The following is an 18,785-nucleotide window of genomic DNA, read 5'->3' on the forward strand; positions in this document are numbered from 1 at the left end:
TAAGAGGTAAAAAAAAGAAGACCTGTTAAAAACAGTCTTCTCCACATTATTCTTTCCTATTTTAATAATTTTTTATTTTGGACCTTTAAACACTGCACTATTTTTAACAAAATAATCTACACCAGAATAGATGGTGAAGAATAAACAAATATATAACATAATAGAGGCCATTGGCAACCCAATACCTTCAAATGGTAAATTATCAACCAATAATAAAATAATGGCAACCATTTGAGTAGCTGTCTTAATCTTTCCTGGCCAATCAGCTGCTAAAACAGTTCCACCTTGCTCTACTAATAGCAATCTTAATCCAGTAACTGCTAACTCTCTACAAACAATAATAGATACGACCCACGAAGGAGCTAAGTCTTGCCCTACTAGAATAATTAAAGCTGTCATTACCAACATTTTGTCAGCTAAGGGATCGGCAAATTTACCAAAATTTGTTACTAATCCTCGATCACGCGCAATTTTACCGTCTAACCAATCCGTAAAACTTGCTAAAGCAAATAAAACTGCCCCTACCAACTGTGTAACTTCAATTGTTGATCCTAAAAGTTGAAAAACGCCCCAATCAAATGGTGCCAATACTACAATAACAAATATCGGAATCATAAATATTCTCAATACTGTAAGTTTATTCGGTAAATTCAATTTTTTGCTTCCTCTCTCCAATAATATACACCCATTGCTGCTAAGATTATTGCCAAAGGGGGCTTTTTAGATCCTTATCTTATAGGGTTTACTCAAATTGAAATTCAATTTCTTGTCGAACAGAATTTTCTGCTTCCGGAGCATATGAGATATCTTCGCCATTAAGATTAACTTCCGTTGCAGGAGCATTTCCAATGATAACCAATAATGATGACGTACCTTCTGGAACCTCTGTTTCTAAATTAGAGCCATCCGTTATTAATTGAGCATCAATTGTTGATCCATCTGCTTCAACACTGATCCAGGAGTCTCCACCTGTCGCAGTTAAGATTAAAGTATTGCCTTCAGAACTTCCTGTAACGGAATAAGTTGTGGCTGATCCAGTAGATGATAAGATTTCTATTCCTTGATCCTCTTCACTCTCATCAGATTCTGCTGTTTCTGAGGATTCCGTTGCAGATTCAGATTCTTCAGTTGCTGCAGAGTCTGCACTAGAAACAGATATTGCTTCAGAATCTTTAGTGATCATTTCTTCATCACCCTGATTATTCGTCTTGATTACTGCAAAATAGATGGCTGCTATAATAGCTACCGCTATAATGCCAATTAAGATTGTAGGTAAATATTCCTGGACTTTTGTTAAAAATACATTTTCTGTATTCTTTCCAACACGAGTTTGATCCGTAGAGACTTTTTCTACATATTCTTCATCATGGGTATGAGGCACCGCATCTGTATATTCTTCTAATAATTGGTCTCCATTTAAGCCCACAGTATCCGCATATTGTTTGATAAATGCACGAGCATAAAATTTTCCCGGCATGACATCATAATTGCCTTCTTCAATAGCAATTAAGTAACGTTTTTGAATTTTAGTCATTTGTTGCAAATCATCTAAAGTATAACCTTTAGATTTTCTTGCTTCTTTTAATTTTTCACCAATTTCATTCAATTGTCTCACCTACCTGTTCTCTTTTTTAGAGAGAAAATCTCATATTATTTGAATTATAACATACCTGATACTTTAGAAACATTAATTTTTCTTTATACTGCATAACTAATTTTTCTTATTTTAGCCAACCACCGCTGATGACAATAGATTGACCAGTCATATATGCACTTCTTTTATCTACTAGTTGCATAACCCAAAAACTGATTTCAGATACACTACCTAAACGCCCTAAAGGAATGTCATTTTCTAGTTCTTTTACTTCAGTTGAAGTAAAATCCTGGTTCATTTTCGTAGCAATAGCCCCTGGAGAAATCGCATTTACTGTTATTCCCAAACTAGCTATTTCTTTACTATAAGCTTTTACAAAAGCTAATTGAGCACCCTTTGTTGTGCTGTAAAGAACTTCCATCGCACTACCTGTTTCACCATAAATCGAGCTAATAAAAATGATTCTTCCATTCCTAGAATGAGCTAATTTAGACTGTAAATGTTGAAGCAATACAATTGGTGTTTTAACATGTACTGCCCACATATGATCCATATCCACAGTAGAGACTTCGGTTAATAATTGATACGTCGTAAAGCCGCTGGCAAATATCACAGCATCCAACTGAAAAATGGATTTCAGGAATAGAGGAATCTCATCTTCTTGAGTCATATCTAAAGACAATGCATAAAAATCTTGTTTAGGGTAGCGTTCTTGATACTCCTGCAATTGTTCTTCAGCACTTTTGATATTTGAATGATAATGCAGATACAGCGACCAACCTTTTTCAGCTAATTCTTGTGCAATCTTTTTTCCAATATCTCCACTTGCTCCCATTATCAAGGCAAATTTCACGCGTCTTTGTCTCCTTTTGGTAAAATATGAAACGTAGTCATATGATCTTCAATCATAAACTCTTCAGCCGCTTTTAATATCTCATTTAATGTAATACTTTCTATGATGGGAACAACATCAAATAAAGTTGCTTCGCCATATATGGGTTGACTATATTGATTGGCAATATATTCTAGTGAATTTAACGACTGTAGTTCTTGTCCAATCATTTTCTTTTTAACTATTGCTAAGTTCTCATCGGTTAATTCTGAACTCATTTTTGCTCCAAGTAACAATTTTTTGATTTCGGCACTAAAAACTGCAGAGTCTTTCGTATCTCCACTAACATCAATAAAATGGAACGTACGATCTAAGTTAAATTCAAATGAAAAACTATCATCTATGATACCTTTATCGTATAATTTTAAATAATTTGCTGATGTAGGGCCAAATAATAGCGTTAGCAATAAATCCATTGTTGTTTTGTATTTTAAGGCTTCAATACCACTTGGAATTTCTCTTATTCCTTTTACTCCTACAATACTCTTTGGTCGATTCACAGTCATATGAATAAAATTATACGGTTTAATGTCTTTGACCGTTTCTTCTGGGAAAATTCGTTTGATGGCCTCGGCTGGAGCATATTCTTTCTGTGCTTGATTCTCTCGAATCAACTTCATCATTTCTTCAGGATCTAACTTCCCAACAACAAACAAATTCATATTACTAGGATGATAAAAAGTTGCATGATTTTCATACAATAATTCAGGTGTGATCTCCATAATGCTATCTACAGTTCCAGCAATATCGATGTGTAAAGGGTGTTTAGGATACATATTTCCTAAAATACCAAAAAACAAGCGCCAATCTGGTTCATCCTCGTACATTTGAATCTCTTGAGCAATGATCCCTTTTTCTTTGTTTACTGTTTCCTCTGTAAAATAAGGTTCTTGAACAAAGTCTAATAAAGTTGTTAAACTTTCCGAAACATGACTAGTGCTAGAAAAAAGATACGCTGTTCGAGTAAAACTTGTAAACGCATTGGCAGAAGCACCCAATCGGCCAAACGTGTTGAACACATCTCCATCTTCTTTTTCAAATAGTTTATGTTCTAAAAAATGAGCGATTCCATCTGGTGCAGTAATCATTTCAGTTTTGCCATTCGGTACAAATTGATTATCAATTGAACCAAAGTTTGTGGAAAACAATCCATATGTTTTATGGAAATCATTTTTAGGTAACAACGTAACCTTTAATCCGTTATCTAACGTTTCGGTATAAATTATTTCTTCCAATTGTTCGTAAACTTTTTTCTCCATTATTTCGCCTCCGCTGTCAAAAAGAATGTTGCCTTTAATTTCACTTGGTTGGCCACTTCAATTATTTCTTCTTTAGTAACTTTTTCAATTCTTTTTACCCATTCATCAATGGTCAGTATTTTCCCTTTGGTCAATTGTAACGCATAAATACGCTCAATAACGGATCCAGGATTATCCTCTGATTGGAAAAGTTGATTCTTCAGCATTTCTTTTGTTTGAGAAACTGCTTCCTCAGTAAAATTGCCCGCTTGCATCTCTTTTAATTGTAAGGCAATTATTTCTTGAACCTGATCTACTTTTTGCTTATCAATTCCTGTTTGAACCGTCATCATTCCTCTAAACGTATCCAATGAGCTAGAAGCATAATAAGCTAAGCTTTCCTTTTCACGAACGTTCATAAATAATTTTGAATGCGGAAATCCACCAAACAAGCCATTGAATACTTGTGCAGCATAATAAGAAGCTTCGTGATAAAAAACTGAAGTTGTGTAACCAAGGTTAAATTTTGCTTGAATAATGTCTTGTTCTTCAGTTTTATTTTTCACTTCATTGGGTTCCTTTTCAGCGTAAAAACTGCTTGTTGGTACGATTTCACGAGGCGAAAAATTAAATTGTTCAAAGGCTGATTGAATTTCACCCTCATCAACATCTCCCATTAGATAAATATCAATTTTGTCTTGATTTAACAGCTCTTGATAATAGTCATATAACGAGGTAGGAGATAGTTCTTCTAAATCTTCTTTTGAACCCACACTAGGTATTTGTTGATTAACATCTTCAAATAAGAGCTCTTGCAAAGCAAGACTGGCATAAGTCTGTTTATCATCAAAGAGTGAATCGTAATAATCTACTAAATTTTCTTTTTCTCTCTTAAAGGTTTGTTCATGGAAATGCCCATTCTCTGCATTCGGTTGAAATAGTATTTCTTTTAAAAAGTCGATACCATCTTGTAATACATTATCGCCTTTTGAAAGATACTTTTCGTTTACTAAGTTCAAACTGATAGAAAAAATATGAGTATTTCCTTTTTTACTGACACCTGTTCCAAAACTAGCTCCATACATATTTGATAGAGCACTTCTTAGTGCTGTTTGTGTAGGATATTTTTTACTGTTTGTTTCTAATAAATTCGCTAACATAGCTCGTTTAGTAATCGTTTCCTTATTTAATGGAGCACGAAATTTCATCATGATTCGAATGGTTTTATATTTTTTAGTGGGGAGAACATGTAAATGAACTCCTTCATTTAATTGAATGGACATACTTTTTCCTCCTCTAACTTAAAAGTGTTCATTGTCTATCTTAAAATAAATAATGAAAAAAAGAAAGCAGCAACAGACATGAATGTCCGTTACTGCCAACCAAATGATTATTTTGATTTAATATACGTTTTACCACCAGCTGCTGGTCCTTCTGATTTACCGATTACTCCAACCAATACAATAATAGTGATAACATATGGTGCGACTTGCAACCATACACTTGGAATATCTTGGATAATTGGAATATAGTTTCCGATAACCCCTAAGCTTTGAGCAAAACCAAAGAAAATAGCTGCTCCCATTGCCCCAAGAGGGTTCCACTTACCAAAGATCATCGCTGCCATAGCAATAAACCCTTGCCCAGCAATTGTTGAAGCTTGGAAACTCAATGAAATAGATTGAGCTTGGATTGCTCCACCCATACCACCTAGCAAACCAGATAGCATAACTCCAGCATACTTCATTAAGTAAACATTGATTCCTAATGTATCTGCTGCTTGAGGATGCTCTCCAACAGATCTCAAACGTAAACCAAAACGAGTTTTAAAGACGACTACCCAGCAAATAATCGCAATTAAAATACCTGCAAATGCGGGTGCAGAAGTTCCTTTAAAGAAAATATCACCAATAAATGGAATACGATTTAACAAAGGTATCGTTACTTTACCAAAACTTTCAGTAATACGATCCGTTTGTCCAGCGCCATTATACAATACACGTGTAAAGAAAATAGCTAACGCTGGAGCCATTAAGTTAATAACCGTACCAGAAATAATGTGATCTGCTCTAAGATTAACAGTTGCTACTGCGTGAATCATTGAAAAAATTGTACCCACAAGTCCACCAACTAAAGCAGCAATCCAAGGAGTCCAATCACCAAAAGTTCCGGCAAACGTTAAGTTAAAAACAATTGAACTAAATGCTCCCATAACCATTATTCCTTCAAGTCCTACGTTGACGATACCACTACGCTCAGAAAAGGTTCCGCCTAGGGCAGTCAACACAAGAGGAGCTGAATAAACAAGCGATGATGAAATAATAAGTTGTAGTAAGTTTGTAATATCCATCTTATTTCACTCCTCCTTTATTCACTCTAGCTCGTTTGTCAATAAAGTAACGAATTAAGTAATTAGCTCCAACGAAGAAGATAATAGATGCTATTACAATATCTACAACTTCGGTTGGTACACCTGAAATCATCGGCATACTGTTCCCACCAATTTTCAATGCACCAAACAATATAGCTGAGAAGATGATTCCTACAGGATTACTCAATCCTAACAAGGCAACCGCCATACCGTCAAAACCAATCGTTGGCATTGCACCTTGCGTGAAAATATTTTGAAAATTCCCTAAACCTTCCATTACTCCTCCTAAACCAGCTAAACCACCACTGATCAACATTGAAATAATGATATTTCGTTTAGTACTCATCCCAGCATATTCAGAAGCACTTGGGTTTAATCCAACTGTTCTAATTTCAAATCCAGTAGTGGTTTTTTTCATTAAGAACCACACAATGACAGCCATGGCTAACGAAATGAATATCCCAGTATGCAATGTAGAATTACTTGTTAATTCAGTAATCCATCCAGCTCGCAGACTAGCACCTTCTGAAATACGTGGTGTTGCGTCTGCTGACTCTGTCAAAACGTTACGAATCAAATAATTAGTTGTATAAAGAGCAGTATAATTTAACATAATGGTTACAATAACTTCACTTGTATTAAAATAGGCTCTTAAAAATCCAGCGATTCCTGCCCAAACTGCACCAGCTAAAACTCCACCCAATATGCTTAAAGGAAGTAAAATAATGCTAGGCAAATCTATAAAACTATTTGCAACCCACACCGAACATAACCAACCTAATAGTGCTTGTCCTGCAACTCCAATATTAAAGAATCCTGCATTATAGGCTACAGAAAAACCCAACGCTGTTAGAATAAGTGGTGTAGCTTGTCTTAAGGTTTCACCAATATAAAATGAAGAACCAAAAGCACCATTGATCATTGCAGCATAGCCAGCAATCGGATTGTATCCAAAAATAATCATGATAATAGCTCCAAGAACAAATCCCAAGACTACAGATAATACTGGTACTAATAAATTATTAAGCGTATCTTTTTTATTCGTCAATGTGAACACCTTCCTTCCCACTTCCTTGTTTAATCAAAGAACGGGCTTTTTCAAGAGAAGTACCAGCCATTAATAAACCAAGTTCTTGTTCAGTTGTTTCTTTTGGATCAACAATAGCAACAATGTTTCCTTCATACATAACAGCGATTCGATCAGAAACATTTAAAATTTCATCCAACTCAAAACTCATTAATAATACTGCTTTTCCATTGTCACGTTGTTCAATCAAACGTGAATGGATGTACTCAATTGCTCCAACATCAAGTCCGCGTGTTGGTTGAGCAGCAATCAACAATGAAGGATTACGATTAATTTCTCTAGCAATAATCGCTTTTTGTTGATTCCCACCTGATAATGAGCCAGCAGGAGTCGTTTCATTTTGTGTACGTACATCAAATTCTTCAATTAATTTTAAAGCGAATTTCTTTATTTCTTTTTGATTTAAAATACCATAATTGCTTAAAGGCTTTTTATAATAGGTTTGTAATGCAATATTTTCTTCTAGCGACATTGGTAAAACCAGACCATATTTATGGCGATCTTCTGGAATATGACCTAAGCCTATTTCTGTAATTTTACGTGGAGGTTTATTTTGGATTTCTTGTCCGTTTAATGTTATTTTTCCACTTTCAGTCTTCGCTAAGCCTGTTATTGCATGAATCAATTCACTTTGTCCATTCCCATCGATACCTGCTATGCCAACAACCTCACCAGCTCGTACTTCCAGACTCAAGGATTTTACAGCGTCTAAACCACGATGTTCCTTTACAACAAGCTTTTCAATCGACAATACTGTTTCTTTTGGTTGAGGAGCTTTCTTAACTGTTTTAAAGGAAACCGAACGTCCAACCATCATATCTGCTAATTCTTGTGGAGAAGTAGTTGAAACGTCTACCGTGTCAATACTTTGTCCTCGACGAATAACTGTACAGCGGTCGGCAACTGCTTTTATTTCGTCAAGTTTATGAGTGATTAAAATAATAGATTTCCCTTCTTTTGTTAGGGCTCTCATTATATTGATCAATTCATCGATTTCTTGAGGGGTCAATACTGCTGTTGGTTCGTCAAAAATCAGAATGTCTGCTCCACGGTAAAGTGTCTTTAAAATCTCTACCCGTTGCTCCATCCCTACTGAAATAGATTCAACTTTTGCACTAGGATCAACTAACAGTCCATATTTCTCAGACAATTCTTTGATGTCTTTTTTAGCCGAGTCTCTGTCCAGAAAACCATTCTTAGTTTTTTCCATTCCTAAAATGATATTTTCAGTTACGGTAAATTTCTTCACTAACATAAAATGTTGGTGAACCATTCCAATACCTAATTTGTTTGCTGCGCTAGGTGAACTTATGTTTACCACCTGTCCATCAACAAGAATTTCTCCAGAAGTTGGCTCTAATAGCCCTGAAAGAATATTCATTAAAGTGGATTTTCCTGCACCATTTTCTCCTAAAAGAGCGTGAATTTCTCCCTTTTTAAGCTGCAAATTAATATTGTCATTCGCTTTGAAAGTCCCAAATTGTTTTGTAATGCCCTTCATTTCAATGACGTTTACTGATTCTGACACGATGGTTTCACTCCTTTTCTATTGCTCAATCCATTATCCATTATAGTTCTTTTACAGACAAGCGATTATCAGGTTTTCTCTTGTAATTTTAATAGAAAGTCTATTTGTCAAATCGTAGAAAAAGCGCTAGCTCATAAGAGAGTAAAAGACCGGTATAAGTTACCGGTCCTTTACCTTTATTTATGCCTAAGTAGTACTTAGTCTAAATTACAATTATGGTGCTTCTGGAACTGTAATGTCACCGTCGATAATTTGTTGTTTGTAATCTTCAACAGTTTTGATTGTTTCTTCTGACAAAGCTCCGTCCGTAATGCCTACACTATCTTCAGCTAAACCAAAGTTGCTGATTTCTCCACCAGGGAAATTGCCTTCCATTGATTCGTTTGCGATATCTTGAACAGCTTGACCTACTCCTTTAAGAGTTGAAGTAAGTGTTAAGTTACCGCCATCGTATGCACCTTCAGCAGTTTGATCACGGTCAACTCCGATTACCCATAATTGTTGATCTGGGTTAGAATTCATGCGGTCAATAGCTTCTGAGAACACTCCGTTACCTGTATCACCTGACGCATGATAAATTACATCTGCTCCTGAACTGTACATAGCAGCTGCTAATTGTTTACCTAGGGCAGCGTCTCCGAATGAACCTGCATATTCAACATCGATTGTAATATCTGGGTTAACAGCTTCTACACCTGCAACAAAACCAGCTTCAAAACGGTCAATAACAGCACTTTCTTGTCCACCGATGAATCCAACATGGTCTGTTTCAGTTGTTTCAGCAGCTGCAACACCTGCTAAAAATGCAGCTTCATGATCTTTGAATAATACAGAAGCAACATTATCTGCTTCGATCTGTTCATCGATAATAACAAAATTTTGATCAGGGTTTTGTGCAGCAACGTCTGCCATTGCTGGTTGTAATTTAAATCCAATTCCATAAATCAAATCAAAATTACTATTTAGAGCAGTATTTAAGTTTGTAACAAATTGAGAATCTTCGTCAGATTGAATGTAGTTGTAGCCATTCGGTCCTTTTTCAAGTCCGTGCTCTTCTCCCCAAGCTTCCATGCCTTCCCAAGCAGATTGGTTAAATGATTTATCATCTACTCCACCTACATCGGTAACCATGACAATTGAAAAATCTTCTTCTGAACCCGAAGATGAAGCAGTATCACTTCCTTCATCAGCACCACATGCTGCCAATGTTAAACTTGATAATAAACCTAGAGTTAATAAACTCTTAAAATTTCTACTCTTCACTCAAAAAACCCCCAATAATTTTTTAGTATGAATTAAATTAGCATCAATTCATCCTCGCATTTATAGTACCATCTTTATTTTAAAAAATAAACAACAAATATGATTGTTGAAAACGTTTTAGCTTGAAATCGTTCAGTTTTTAATTGATTTCTAATGTATTAGTGCTCGTTTCGTTTGCATATGGATCAAATGACTAACAAAAAGTGCATGTTCAAAAAAACACTCGTTAAATAGATTGCTCTTCAACGAGTGTTATTTATTACTGTTGCTCTGTATCTACTTCTGTCAAGTGATCCTCACCAGGAAGCCTTGTAATATTTACCTTACGAGGTTTACTTCCTTCCGATGGACCGACAATGCCTCGCATTTCCATTTCATCAATCAATCGAGCAGCGCGGTTATATCCGATCCTAAAACGACGTTGCAATAATGAAATACTTGCTGTCTGCATCTCAACAATCAAAGCCACAGCATCATCATAGACATCATCCTGTACTTCACTTTCCATAGTCTTAGTTTCTTCAGTCGGCATCATTTCTTCTACGTAATTTGCACCTTGTTGATCTGTTACGAAAGTCACTATATGTTCAACTTCTTCATCTGAAATAAATGCCCCTTGTACACGAACAGGCTTATTTTCGCCCATCGGTAAAAACAGCATATCTCCTCTACCTAACAATTTTTCTGCTCCACTGCCATCGATTATCGTTCTAGAATCAACACCACTTGAAACAGCAAAAGCAATACGTGAAGGTACATTCGCTTTGATGATACCAGTAATGACATCTACACTAGGTCTTTGAGTTGCTAAAATCATATGAATACCAGCTGCTCTGGCCATTTGAGCTAACCGAATAATGGCATCTTCAACTTCATTACTAGCTACCATCATCAAGTCGGCTAATTCATCCACTATTACTACGATAAAAGGTAGTATAGGATAATTTTCGCCATTTTCATCGTTATGACTTTGTAGATACTGGTTGTATCCAGTAATATTTCGCATTCCACTGGCTGCAAATAGTTCATATCTTCTTTCCATTTCAGTAACGACTTTTTGCAAAGCTTGAGCTGCCTTTTTAGGATTAGTTACAACTGGAGTCAACAAATGTGGAATCCCATTGTATACATTTAACTCTACCATTTTAGGATCGATCATCATTAACTTCACTTCGTTTGGTTTAGCTTTCATCAATAAACTAGTGATGATACCATTAATACAAACAGACTTCCCACTACCCGTAGACCCTGCAACAAGCAAGTGAGGCATTTTAGATAAATCTGCCATAGTGATGTTTCCGGATATATCTCTTCCAAGCGGAACTTCTAGCATTTTTTCTTTATTATGAACTTGACCTTCAATAACATCTCTAAACGAAACCAAACTCACTTCACTATTTGGAACTTCAATCCCAATAAATGATTTCCCAGGAATAGGCGCCTCAATTCGGATATCTTTTGCTGCTAACGCCAGAGCAATGTCATCACTGAGATTGACTATTTTACTCACTTTTACCCCAACAGCCGGTTGAACTTCATATTTTGTTACAGCTGGACCTAAGTTTGCTTTAGTAACTTTGGCGTCCACTCCGAAACTTTGGAATGTTTCTTCTAATTTTTTTACATTTTTTTGGATAAGTGCATACTCATTTGTTTGATCATTTTGCGGTATTTCATTCAACAGATGTGAAGGTGGCAATTGATAATCTTTATTTTCTCTTTCTGCCCCTATCTCAAAATCGATCATTTCGCTCTCATTTTCTTCAAAAGCATCATCTCCAGCTTCCTTAGTCACCGGTTTTTCAACACGATTTTGATAACTGTCAATTTCTAGCTGCAATTGCTCATTTTTATCTTTAGTGATTGATTGATTGATTTCATTTGTAGTTGATACTGCTTTGACTGTATTTTTATTTTCTTTATTTTTCTTATTAACTTTTACCCCCTCAACCTTGGGAGCCTCTTTTAACTTACTTGTTTTTTGATGGATAGACATCTTAAAATGATTTGAAGCTGATTTGAACTTCTCCCAGATCATTAGAAATAGCTGCCCAGTTTTTTTCAGAAAAGTTTTAAACGATAGTTGAAATAATAAAAATAGTCCAAAAAAGCAACTAAGTCCTGCTATAAAATAAGTACCCCATTGAGAAAACAAGAAATAGCTGACCGCATACAAAACAGCTCCAATCATACCCCCACCAAGCGATTGGGTAATTTCGTTATTTGCCATGTCTGTCATGAAAAAACGAAAAGTAGCAGAGACGATGTTCATATCTGAATGGACAATAGGTGCAAATAAACGGGCATGTAGTACTAGCAGTAAGCTGCTGTAAATAAGTAAAAATCCCATAATACGTTTATTTTTAAAAGGAGGTTCTTTACCTTTAAACACTAGATACACGCCATAGATTCCTACTAAAATGGAGGCTACGATAAAAGTGTTTCCTACAAAAAAACGAAATAGATTTGCACTAAAAACACCCGCAAAGCCAGTTTTTGAAGCTGAAAAAATACTTAAAATAATAAATATCAAGCCAATAATTTCAAAAGAGAAACGATAATTTGCGTTCTTTTTAGTTGTGCTAGTCTTTTTTTTCACTGCCACGATTTTCTTCCCTCCTTATACTTCTTCTTTGATTATACACAAAATTACTCTTAAACGGAATGCAGTAAAAGGATGAAATAGACAATCTTTCTTGCCTTATTCCATCCTTTCCTAAATCCAAATTTAATTGTCTTTTTTTGCCATTGCAGCTTTCATGGCTAACGCCAACGGACTTTCTACTTCTTCTTGTTGATTATTTATTTTTTGCATTAATTTCTTTGTTTCATGTTTGCTAGGTTTCTTACTATTTTTTCCTTCTAATTTTTCAGTAATGTTACAATATTTGCATTTAAAGTAATTCCCATTTTTACCTTCATGAATTTCCATTTTTCGATGGCACTGTGCACAGCGGTGATTAGATACTTTCGGATCTTTTCTACGTTTGTACGAACAAGTTGAACTGCTACAAATAAGTAATTTCCCATCACGGCCACTTCGTTCTTTCAATAATTCGCCGCAATCAGGACAGATTTTGTTCGTTAATGCGTGATCTTTATACGTTTGCGTACTTGTTTTGATCTCTGTTACTAATCTGGCCGTTTCCGTTTTTATTTGCTTTAAGAAGTCCTCTTTTTTTAAACCACCATTTGAGATTTCTTCCAACGACTTCTCCCATTTACTTGTTAGTTCAGGAGTCACCAATGTAGGGTTTACTAATGTTAGCAATTGTTGTCCTTTAGGCGTTGTGCTTAGCTTATTTTGATTTCGTTCCATTAATTCGCTACTAATCAATTTTTCAATAATCTCAGCACGAGTTGCAGGTGTTCCTAAACTATTTTTTTCCATATTTTGTAACAAAGTACCTTCAGATAATCGAGCTGGTGCTTCAGTTAACTGTTTTTGAATGGTATAAGCTGTACGCATTAATTGTTCGTTTAATTTATACACATTTTCTGATTGTTTTGGAACGTCCTTTTTCCAGCCTTTTTCAAGTACGGTTTCTTGGTGTAGACTAACTAAAATATCTGCTACTGAAAAAACAATCGTTGTCTTAGAGACTTTATAAGCTGGTAAAAATAATCCAATAAAACGTTCCACAACCATGCGATAAATTTTCAACTCATCTGCTTCCATTTTTTCTGGACGCGGTCGTTCTTCAGTAGGAATAATACCATGATGATCTGTCACTTTAGCAGTATTAAAAATACCTTTTTGAGTTACTTGAGCTCCTCTTTTCAAAATTCCTTTAGCTTCTTCAGGAGCAAATCCTTGAATCGCCATAATTCGTTCTTTCATAGTTCCTACCATGTCTTGAGTCAGATATTTTGAGTCTGTTCTTGGATAAGATAGCACTTTATGACGTTCATATAAGGTCTGCATTAAACTAAGTGTTTTCTTTGCTGAAAATTGGTAACGTTGGTTAGCTTCGCGTTGAAGTTCGGTTAAATCATATGGCATTGGCGCTTGTTGGACCGCCTGTTTTTCTTTTATATCTACAACTGTTATTGGTTTGTCTTTTAACGATAATACTAGCTTCTCGGCTTTTTCTCGGTCTTTAAACTTACGTGGAGCTCCCTCTTGCAAGACAGCTTTTTTTCCATCGACTGTCAATTGCACCGTATAAAAAGTTTCTGGAACGAAAGACTGTATTTTTGCTTCTTGCTTACGTACCATTGCTAATGTAGGTGTTTGTACCCGTCCAGCTGATAAATTATCTTGATACTTCACAGTCAATGCTCTAGTAACGTTTAAACCAATTAACCAGTCTGCTTCTGAACGCGCAACTGCAGAATCGTATAATGTATCGTATTTTTTACTTGGTTGCAATTGATTAAAGCCATCTTTAATAGCCTTATCAGTTTGCGATGAGATCCATAGTCTTTTTACTGGTTTATTAAAATGAACATACTCTAATATCCATCTTGCAACCAATTCTCCTTCACGTCCAGCATCTGTCGCAATGACTGCTGATCCAATGTCTTTTCGATTAGCCAATTGTTTGATTGCTTTTAATTGGCCTCTAGTATTCGTTAACGGCTTAGTTGTCATTTTTTCTGGAATAAGCGGTAAGACATTTAAGTCCCATGTGCCCCATTCCACTTTATAATCTTCTGGCATTTTCAATCCCAATAAATGGCCTAATGCCCACGTTACAATAACGTCATTTCCTTCAATGTGTGTCTTGCTTTTTTGAGTTGCACCTAATACTCGTGCAATTTCTTTCCCTACACTTGGTTTTTCGGCGATAATTAATGTCTTCATGTTTATTCCTTTCTCTACTTAAAACTACTGTTCCTTTTACCTATCCCTGTGACCATTATGCATCCATTGTAAGTTATCTCTATACTCAATGCAACAAGACCAAAAGTTTGTTCTTTTTACTAGTTAGCATCAAGAATGATTGACCAAATTTAAATCGCTCGTTACAATAACTTAAACAAGGAACTATTATATATTAAGGAGGCTTAAGATGAGTTCTTTTTTTTCAATAGTCAAAGAGTTTCTTTTTCCAGTTAATAAACCAATAGAGTCTTCAATAGAAGACAATAGTAATGGAGGGATTTCTATGAAAAAGGTTTCGATTCGTGTAACAGGTTTTGTTCAAGGCGTTGGCTTTCGTTATTCAACCAAATTAGTAGCTGATCAGATTGGTGTCTACGGTATTGTTCGTAATGAATCAGATGGAAGCGTTTATATAGAAGCTAATGGTGAAGAAGAAAAAATAGACAAATTTATAGAAAAAATAAGAAATTCCCCTTCACCCAGTGGGCAAGTTGATTCTATCAATGTAGAAGAACTTTCCTCTTTGCCTGTCAGAGATAAGTTCACAATAAGCAATTGAAAACCATTCCTGAATCCTGTATAGTAAGTAATGCTACTTACTTTAAAAATGAAGGATTGTGAACAATGAAAAATTTCAAGAAATTACTTTTATCAGGAACGCTATTGAGCGTTATGGTTTTTTTGTCTGGTTGTATGGGTCATGACTCAGATGGAAATCCTAGTGGTTTTATTTACGAATTTCTAGTGGTTCCAACGCAACAAGTGATCATTCAACTTGCTGAATTATTAGGAGGTAGTTATGGACTAGCTATTATTGTCATTACATTAGTTGTCCGCTTAATTATTTTACCTTTAAATTTAAGCCAATCAAAAAAATCTATTATACAACAAGAAAAGATGGCCTTGATCAAACCAGAAATGGAAGAAGTCCAAAAGAAACAAAAATCTGCTGTTACAGCTGAAGAAAAAGCTGCTGCTCAACAAGAACTCATGAGTCTTTATAAAGATAACAACATGAGCATGTTAGGTGGTATCGGATGTTTACCATTGCTGATTCAAATGCCGATATTTACAGCTATGTTCCAAGCAATCAATTTGTCTAAAGAAATAGGAAATAGTACATTCTTAGGTTTTAGTTTAGGAGATCAAAATATTGCTCTTGCTATCGCAGCCGGTGCTGTCTATTTTGTTCAATCTTATGTCTCTATGATTGGACTTCCTGAGGAACAAAAGAAACAAATGCGTACAATGATGTATGTTAGTCCAATTATGATTTTAATGGTTTCATTTACATCACCTGCGGGGTTAGGGTTGTATTGGTTTGTTGGAGGAATTTTTGCAGTCTTCCAAACACTGATTACTAATTTCATTTTTAAACCTAGAATTAAAGCACAAGTTGAAGCGGAAGCTAAAAAACGTCCTGCTAAACCAAAACGGACGATTAAACAAGCTGAGCCTGTTGCACAACAATCTAAAGTTTTAAATCAACCATCAAATAAAACAAATGGCCGCGGTAGAAATGCCGGCAAACAACAAAAAAATCGTTAAAAAAAAATACCTACTCGAATGAGTAGGTATTTTTTTATACTTCATCTTTGTAGATAGGCAATGTGATTCTAAATATTGAACCATAGTCTAAAACACTTTCTACAGTGATTGTGCCGTTGTATCCACTTAATAATTCTTTTGCTATCGCTAGACCAAGTCCGTTTCCACCCTTATGTCTGCTACGAGCTTTGTCAATACGATAAAAACGATTAAAAATCTTTTCAGCGTCTTCTGGAGTCATCCCTTCACCAAAGTCTTGAATGGCAATCTGGACTTCTCGATCATCATTTGCAACTGAGATATGGACTTCTTTACGGTCAGTAGAATATTTCACTGCATTATCTAGCAAGATAATCAAAATTTGTTCAATATGATTTCGGTAAATGGAAACATATACCTCTTCATTAATATCATCATCCAAATTAAAAACAAAGTCCGGATGAATCATTTTAAAATTATTATAAGTTTGTTGAATAATCGGCTTTATAGCCGTTTTTTCATTCTTATAATGGATTTCTACTTGCTCAGCTCTAGATAAATCTAACATCTCCTGAACCAAACTTTTCATCCGTGTGATTTCTTGTAATGAAGCAGAAAGTGATTCATCTAAAATCTCAGGATCATTTTTGCCCCACCGATCTAATAGCTTCAAATGACCTTCCATTACAGCGACTGGTGTTCTTAATTCATGAGAAACATCTTCAACAAATTGCTTCTGTTGTTCAATATACTTTTGCATCTTATCCAACATATCATTAAAAACAACGGATAGATGATCCAATTCATCATTTCCTTCAACTACTTCAATTCTAGAAGTCGATTGCGTATCTTGTCGAAGGTCATTCATTGTTTTTGTAATGTTTTTTATTGGCTTCAAAAAATTAGATGCCAAGAAGTAGCCTAAAATACCACTAAAAATAAGAGCGGCAGAACTCATAGCTACTAAACTAATAAGCGTTACCTCAATCATATTATGGTAATCTGACATCCCATCGATAACTTGTACATATCCAATGATTTGTTGTGTCTCATTAGAAATAACAGGCGCAACTCCATAATAGCCCTCTTCACCATTTACTTCGATCATCTTGATAACGGGTTCCGAGCTTTCTTCAAAAGAAAAATCACCTAATTTTGATTCAAAAAGCAAACGCGATGTTGGAGTATACACTCTTACAATGACATCTTCTTCATTCATTTTGGCATATAAGGTATCTTCGTAATTTCCAGAGTCTTCAAAGGTTGTATTTCTCTGATCGTATTCCCCGTTTAGCTCCATAATATCTGGAAAGTAAGAGGGATTAAATGCAGAGTAAACTGTTGACTTTGATAAAGCTGTAGAATCACTATCTGTTATTTTATTTTCATCAACTAGACGACTAGTTGCTCCAAATAAAACTTCTCTAAAATTTTCTTCCTCTTGCGTGAACATAATTTGTCTAAAACCTACAAAGATAGCAATTGAAAAAATCGAAAACGTTAAGAATATTGCAAGTGTTGCTCCAATAGTCCATTTCCATTTTAAGGATAATCGTTTTCTTTTCTTTCCTTCCCTATTTTTGTCATAGAACGAGAATCTCACGAACGCATCACATAACCTGTCCCGCGAACAGTTTGAATGTAGCTGTCAACATTTGGAACATCAATTTTATTTCTTAGGTAACGAATATATACATCTACAACATTTGTTTCAACTTCAGTTTCGTATCCCCAAACTTTATTCAACAATACATCACGAGCTAAGACAACATTCACATTTTCCATTAACTCTAGCAACAATTCATATTCACGCTTAGTTAATTCAATAACTTCGTCTCCACGACGTACGACACGGTTTTCTTTTTCAACCGTTAAATCTCTATACGTAACTGTTGTTTGTTTTGTGATATTTTGTTCGCTTTCAATTTCAATACGGCGGAATAATGCGCGCAAACGTGCTAATAATTCTTCAATAGCGAATGGTTTAACAATATAGTCATCTGCTCCATGGTCTAAACCAGATACACGGTCAATAACTGAGTCTCTAGCAGTCATCATAATAATAGGTACATTACTTACTTGTCTGATACGACGACAAACGTCTATTCCATTTAATTCTGGTAGCATTAAGTCTAATAAAATAACATCCCAATGTGCATCTTCTGCAACTGCAGCTTCTAATCCTGTGCGTCCATTGTAACGAACCTCTGTTGCGTAGCCTTCATGTTTTAATTCAAGTTCTACAAAACGAGCCAGATTCTTTTCATCTTCAATAATTAAAATTTTATTCATGTTAGTGTACACCTGCTCCTCTAAAATCCCTATTTTTGTCTCTTTTGCTCTTGTTACGATACCATGTTAAGTCATTTTTCACAATCAATTTTTAATGTGTCCGTTATCATTTTACCATAAATTAGAAATAAATGAGAAGGTTAAAATTCACCTTTAAGAGTTTCT

15 protein-coding genes are annotated in these 18,785 nt (G+C 35.3%); 2 read left to right on the forward strand and 13 right to left on the reverse strand.

Annotated elements, in window-relative coordinates; genetic code table 11:
- Positions 1 to 72 precede the first annotated feature (72 nt).
- The 11 genes from pgsA to ABS916_RS10965 all read right to left on the reverse strand — a co-directional run bounded on the left by pgsA (position 73) and on the right by ABS916_RS10965 (position 14,780).
- Complete coding sequence (pgsA, locus tag ABS916_RS10915; protein WP_089978308.1) at positions 73 to 654, reverse strand: CDP-diacylglycerol--glycerol-3-phosphate 3-phosphatidyltransferase; 582 nt, start codon at positions 652 to 654, stop codon at positions 73 to 75.
- An 88-nt stretch (positions 655 to 742) separates the two neighbouring features.
- Positions 743 to 1,615 (reverse strand): helix-turn-helix domain-containing protein, encoded by an 873-nt coding sequence (locus ABS916_RS10920; RefSeq protein ID WP_350451928.1) that lies wholly within the window; start codon positions 1,613 to 1,615, stop codon positions 743 to 745.
- Positions 1,616 to 1,721: 106 nt separating this feature from the next.
- Positions 1,722 to 2,447: an elongation factor P 5-aminopentanone reductase gene (gene ymfI / locus ABS916_RS10925; protein ID WP_350451929.1), complete on the reverse strand. Its 726-nt coding sequence runs from the start codon at positions 2,445 to 2,447 to the stop codon at positions 1,722 to 1,724.
- Entirely contained in the window at positions 2,444 to 3,745 is a 1,302-nt protein-coding gene (gene yfmH, locus ABS916_RS10930) for an EF-P 5-aminopentanol modification-associated protein YfmH (RefSeq protein WP_350451930.1), read from the reverse strand. The genes ymfI and yfmH overlap by 4 nt, the downstream gene beginning before the upstream one ends.
- Positions 3,745 to 5,007 (reverse strand): EF-P 5-aminopentanol modification-associated protein YfmF, encoded by a 1,263-nt coding sequence (yfmF, locus tag ABS916_RS10935; RefSeq protein ID WP_350451931.1) that lies wholly within the window; start codon positions 5,005 to 5,007, stop codon positions 3,745 to 3,747. Before yfmF ends, yfmH begins: the two co-directional genes overlap by 1 nt.
- A 107-nt stretch (positions 5,008 to 5,114) precedes the next feature.
- Positions 5,115 to 6,074, reverse strand: a complete 960-nt coding sequence (locus ABS916_RS10940; protein ID WP_089978296.1) for an ABC transporter permease — start codon at positions 6,072 to 6,074, stop codon at positions 5,115 to 5,117.
- Position 6,075: 1 nt separating this feature from the next.
- The gene (locus tag ABS916_RS10945; protein ID WP_350451932.1) at positions 6,076 to 7,143 is read right to left on the reverse strand and encodes an ABC transporter permease; all 1,068 of its coding nucleotides are present in this window, start codon (positions 7,141 to 7,143) and stop codon (positions 6,076 to 6,078) included.
- Entirely contained in the window at positions 7,133 to 8,683 is a 1,551-nt protein-coding gene (locus tag ABS916_RS10950; protein WP_502880601.1) for an ABC transporter ATP-binding protein, read from the reverse strand. Before ABS916_RS10950 ends, ABS916_RS10945 begins: the two co-directional genes overlap by 11 nt.
- Before the next feature lie 240 nt (positions 8,684 to 8,923).
- Positions 8,924 to 9,973, reverse strand: a complete 1,050-nt coding sequence (locus ABS916_RS10955) for a BMP family lipoprotein (protein WP_350451933.1) — start codon at positions 9,971 to 9,973, stop codon at positions 8,924 to 8,926.
- Positions 9,974 to 10,232: 259 nt separating this feature from the next.
- Positions 10,233 to 12,578 carry a DNA translocase FtsK gene (locus ABS916_RS10960; RefSeq protein WP_350451934.1) on the reverse strand — a complete coding sequence of 782 codons (2,346 nt, stop codon included), beginning with the start codon at positions 12,576 to 12,578 and terminating at the stop codon, positions 10,233 to 10,235.
- 123 nt (positions 12,579 to 12,701) lie between these two features.
- A complete protein-coding gene (locus ABS916_RS10965; protein ID WP_350451935.1) occupies positions 12,702 to 14,780 on the reverse strand; it encodes a DNA topoisomerase 3 in 2,079 nt (692 codons plus the stop codon).
- Positions 14,781 to 14,988: 208 nt separating this feature from the next.
- Between ABS916_RS10965 and ABS916_RS10970 the strand changes: the two genes are divergently transcribed.
- Positions 14,989 to 15,360, forward strand: a complete 372-nt coding sequence (locus ABS916_RS10970; RefSeq protein ID WP_350451936.1) for an acylphosphatase — start codon at positions 14,989 to 14,991, stop codon at positions 15,358 to 15,360.
- 65 nt (positions 15,361 to 15,425) lie between these two features.
- Positions 15,426 to 16,349, forward strand: a complete 924-nt coding sequence (yidC, locus tag ABS916_RS10975; RefSeq protein ID WP_350451937.1) for a membrane protein insertase YidC — start codon at positions 15,426 to 15,428, stop codon at positions 16,347 to 16,349.
- 34 nt (positions 16,350 to 16,383) lie between these two features.
- Here the strand turns inward: yidC and ABS916_RS10980 are convergent, their stop codons facing one another.
- Complete coding sequence (locus tag ABS916_RS10980) at positions 16,384 to 17,781, reverse strand: sensor histidine kinase (protein WP_350451938.1); 1,398 nt, start codon at positions 17,779 to 17,781, stop codon at positions 16,384 to 16,386.
- Positions 17,782 to 17,927: 146 nt separating this feature from the next.
- The gene (locus tag ABS916_RS10985; protein WP_013710305.1) at positions 17,928 to 18,620 is read right to left on the reverse strand and encodes a response regulator transcription factor; all 693 of its coding nucleotides are present in this window, start codon (positions 18,618 to 18,620) and stop codon (positions 17,928 to 17,930) included.
- Positions 18,621 to 18,785: the final 165 nt, after the last annotated feature.

It is taken from the genome of Carnobacterium sp., assembly GCF_040274945.1.
GTDB lineage: Bacteria > Bacillota > Bacilli > Lactobacillales > Carnobacteriaceae > Carnobacterium_B.

What these genes read in the sequence shown, in the direction of transcription:
- ABS916_RS10950 (WP_502880601.1), bottom strand. Translation starts at nt 8,683, where the DNA reads ATGAAGGGCATTACAAAACAATTTGGGACTTTCAAAGCGAATGACAAT.
- yfmF (WP_350451931.1), bottom strand. Translation starts at nt 5,007, where the DNA reads ATGTCCATTCAATTAAATGAAGGAGTTCATTTACATGTTCTCCCCACT.
- ABS916_RS10965 (WP_350451935.1), bottom strand. Translation starts at nt 14,780, where the DNA reads ATGAAGACATTAATTATCGCCGAAAAACCAAGTGTAGGGAAAGAAATT.
- ABS916_RS10980 (WP_350451938.1), bottom strand. Translation starts at nt 17,781, where the DNA reads ATGTTCACGCAAGAGGAAGAAAATTTTAGAGAAGTTTTATTTGGAGCA.
- ABS916_RS10970 (WP_350451936.1), top strand. Translation starts at nt 14,989, where the DNA reads ATGAGTTCTTTTTTTTCAATAGTCAAAGAGTTTCTTTTTCCAGTTAAT.
- ABS916_RS10940 (WP_089978296.1), bottom strand. Translation starts at nt 6,074, where the DNA reads ATGGATATTACAAACTTACTACAACTTATTATTTCATCATCGCTTGTT.
- yfmH (WP_350451930.1), bottom strand. Translation starts at nt 3,745, where the DNA reads ATGGAGAAAAAAGTTTACGAACAATTGGAAGAAATAATTTATACCGAA.
- ABS916_RS10985 (WP_013710305.1), bottom strand. Translation starts at nt 18,620, where the DNA reads ATGAATAAAATTTTAATTATTGAAGATGAAAAGAATCTGGCTCGTTTT.
- yidC (WP_350451937.1), top strand. Translation starts at nt 15,426, where the DNA reads ATGAAAAATTTCAAGAAATTACTTTTATCAGGAACGCTATTGAGCGTT.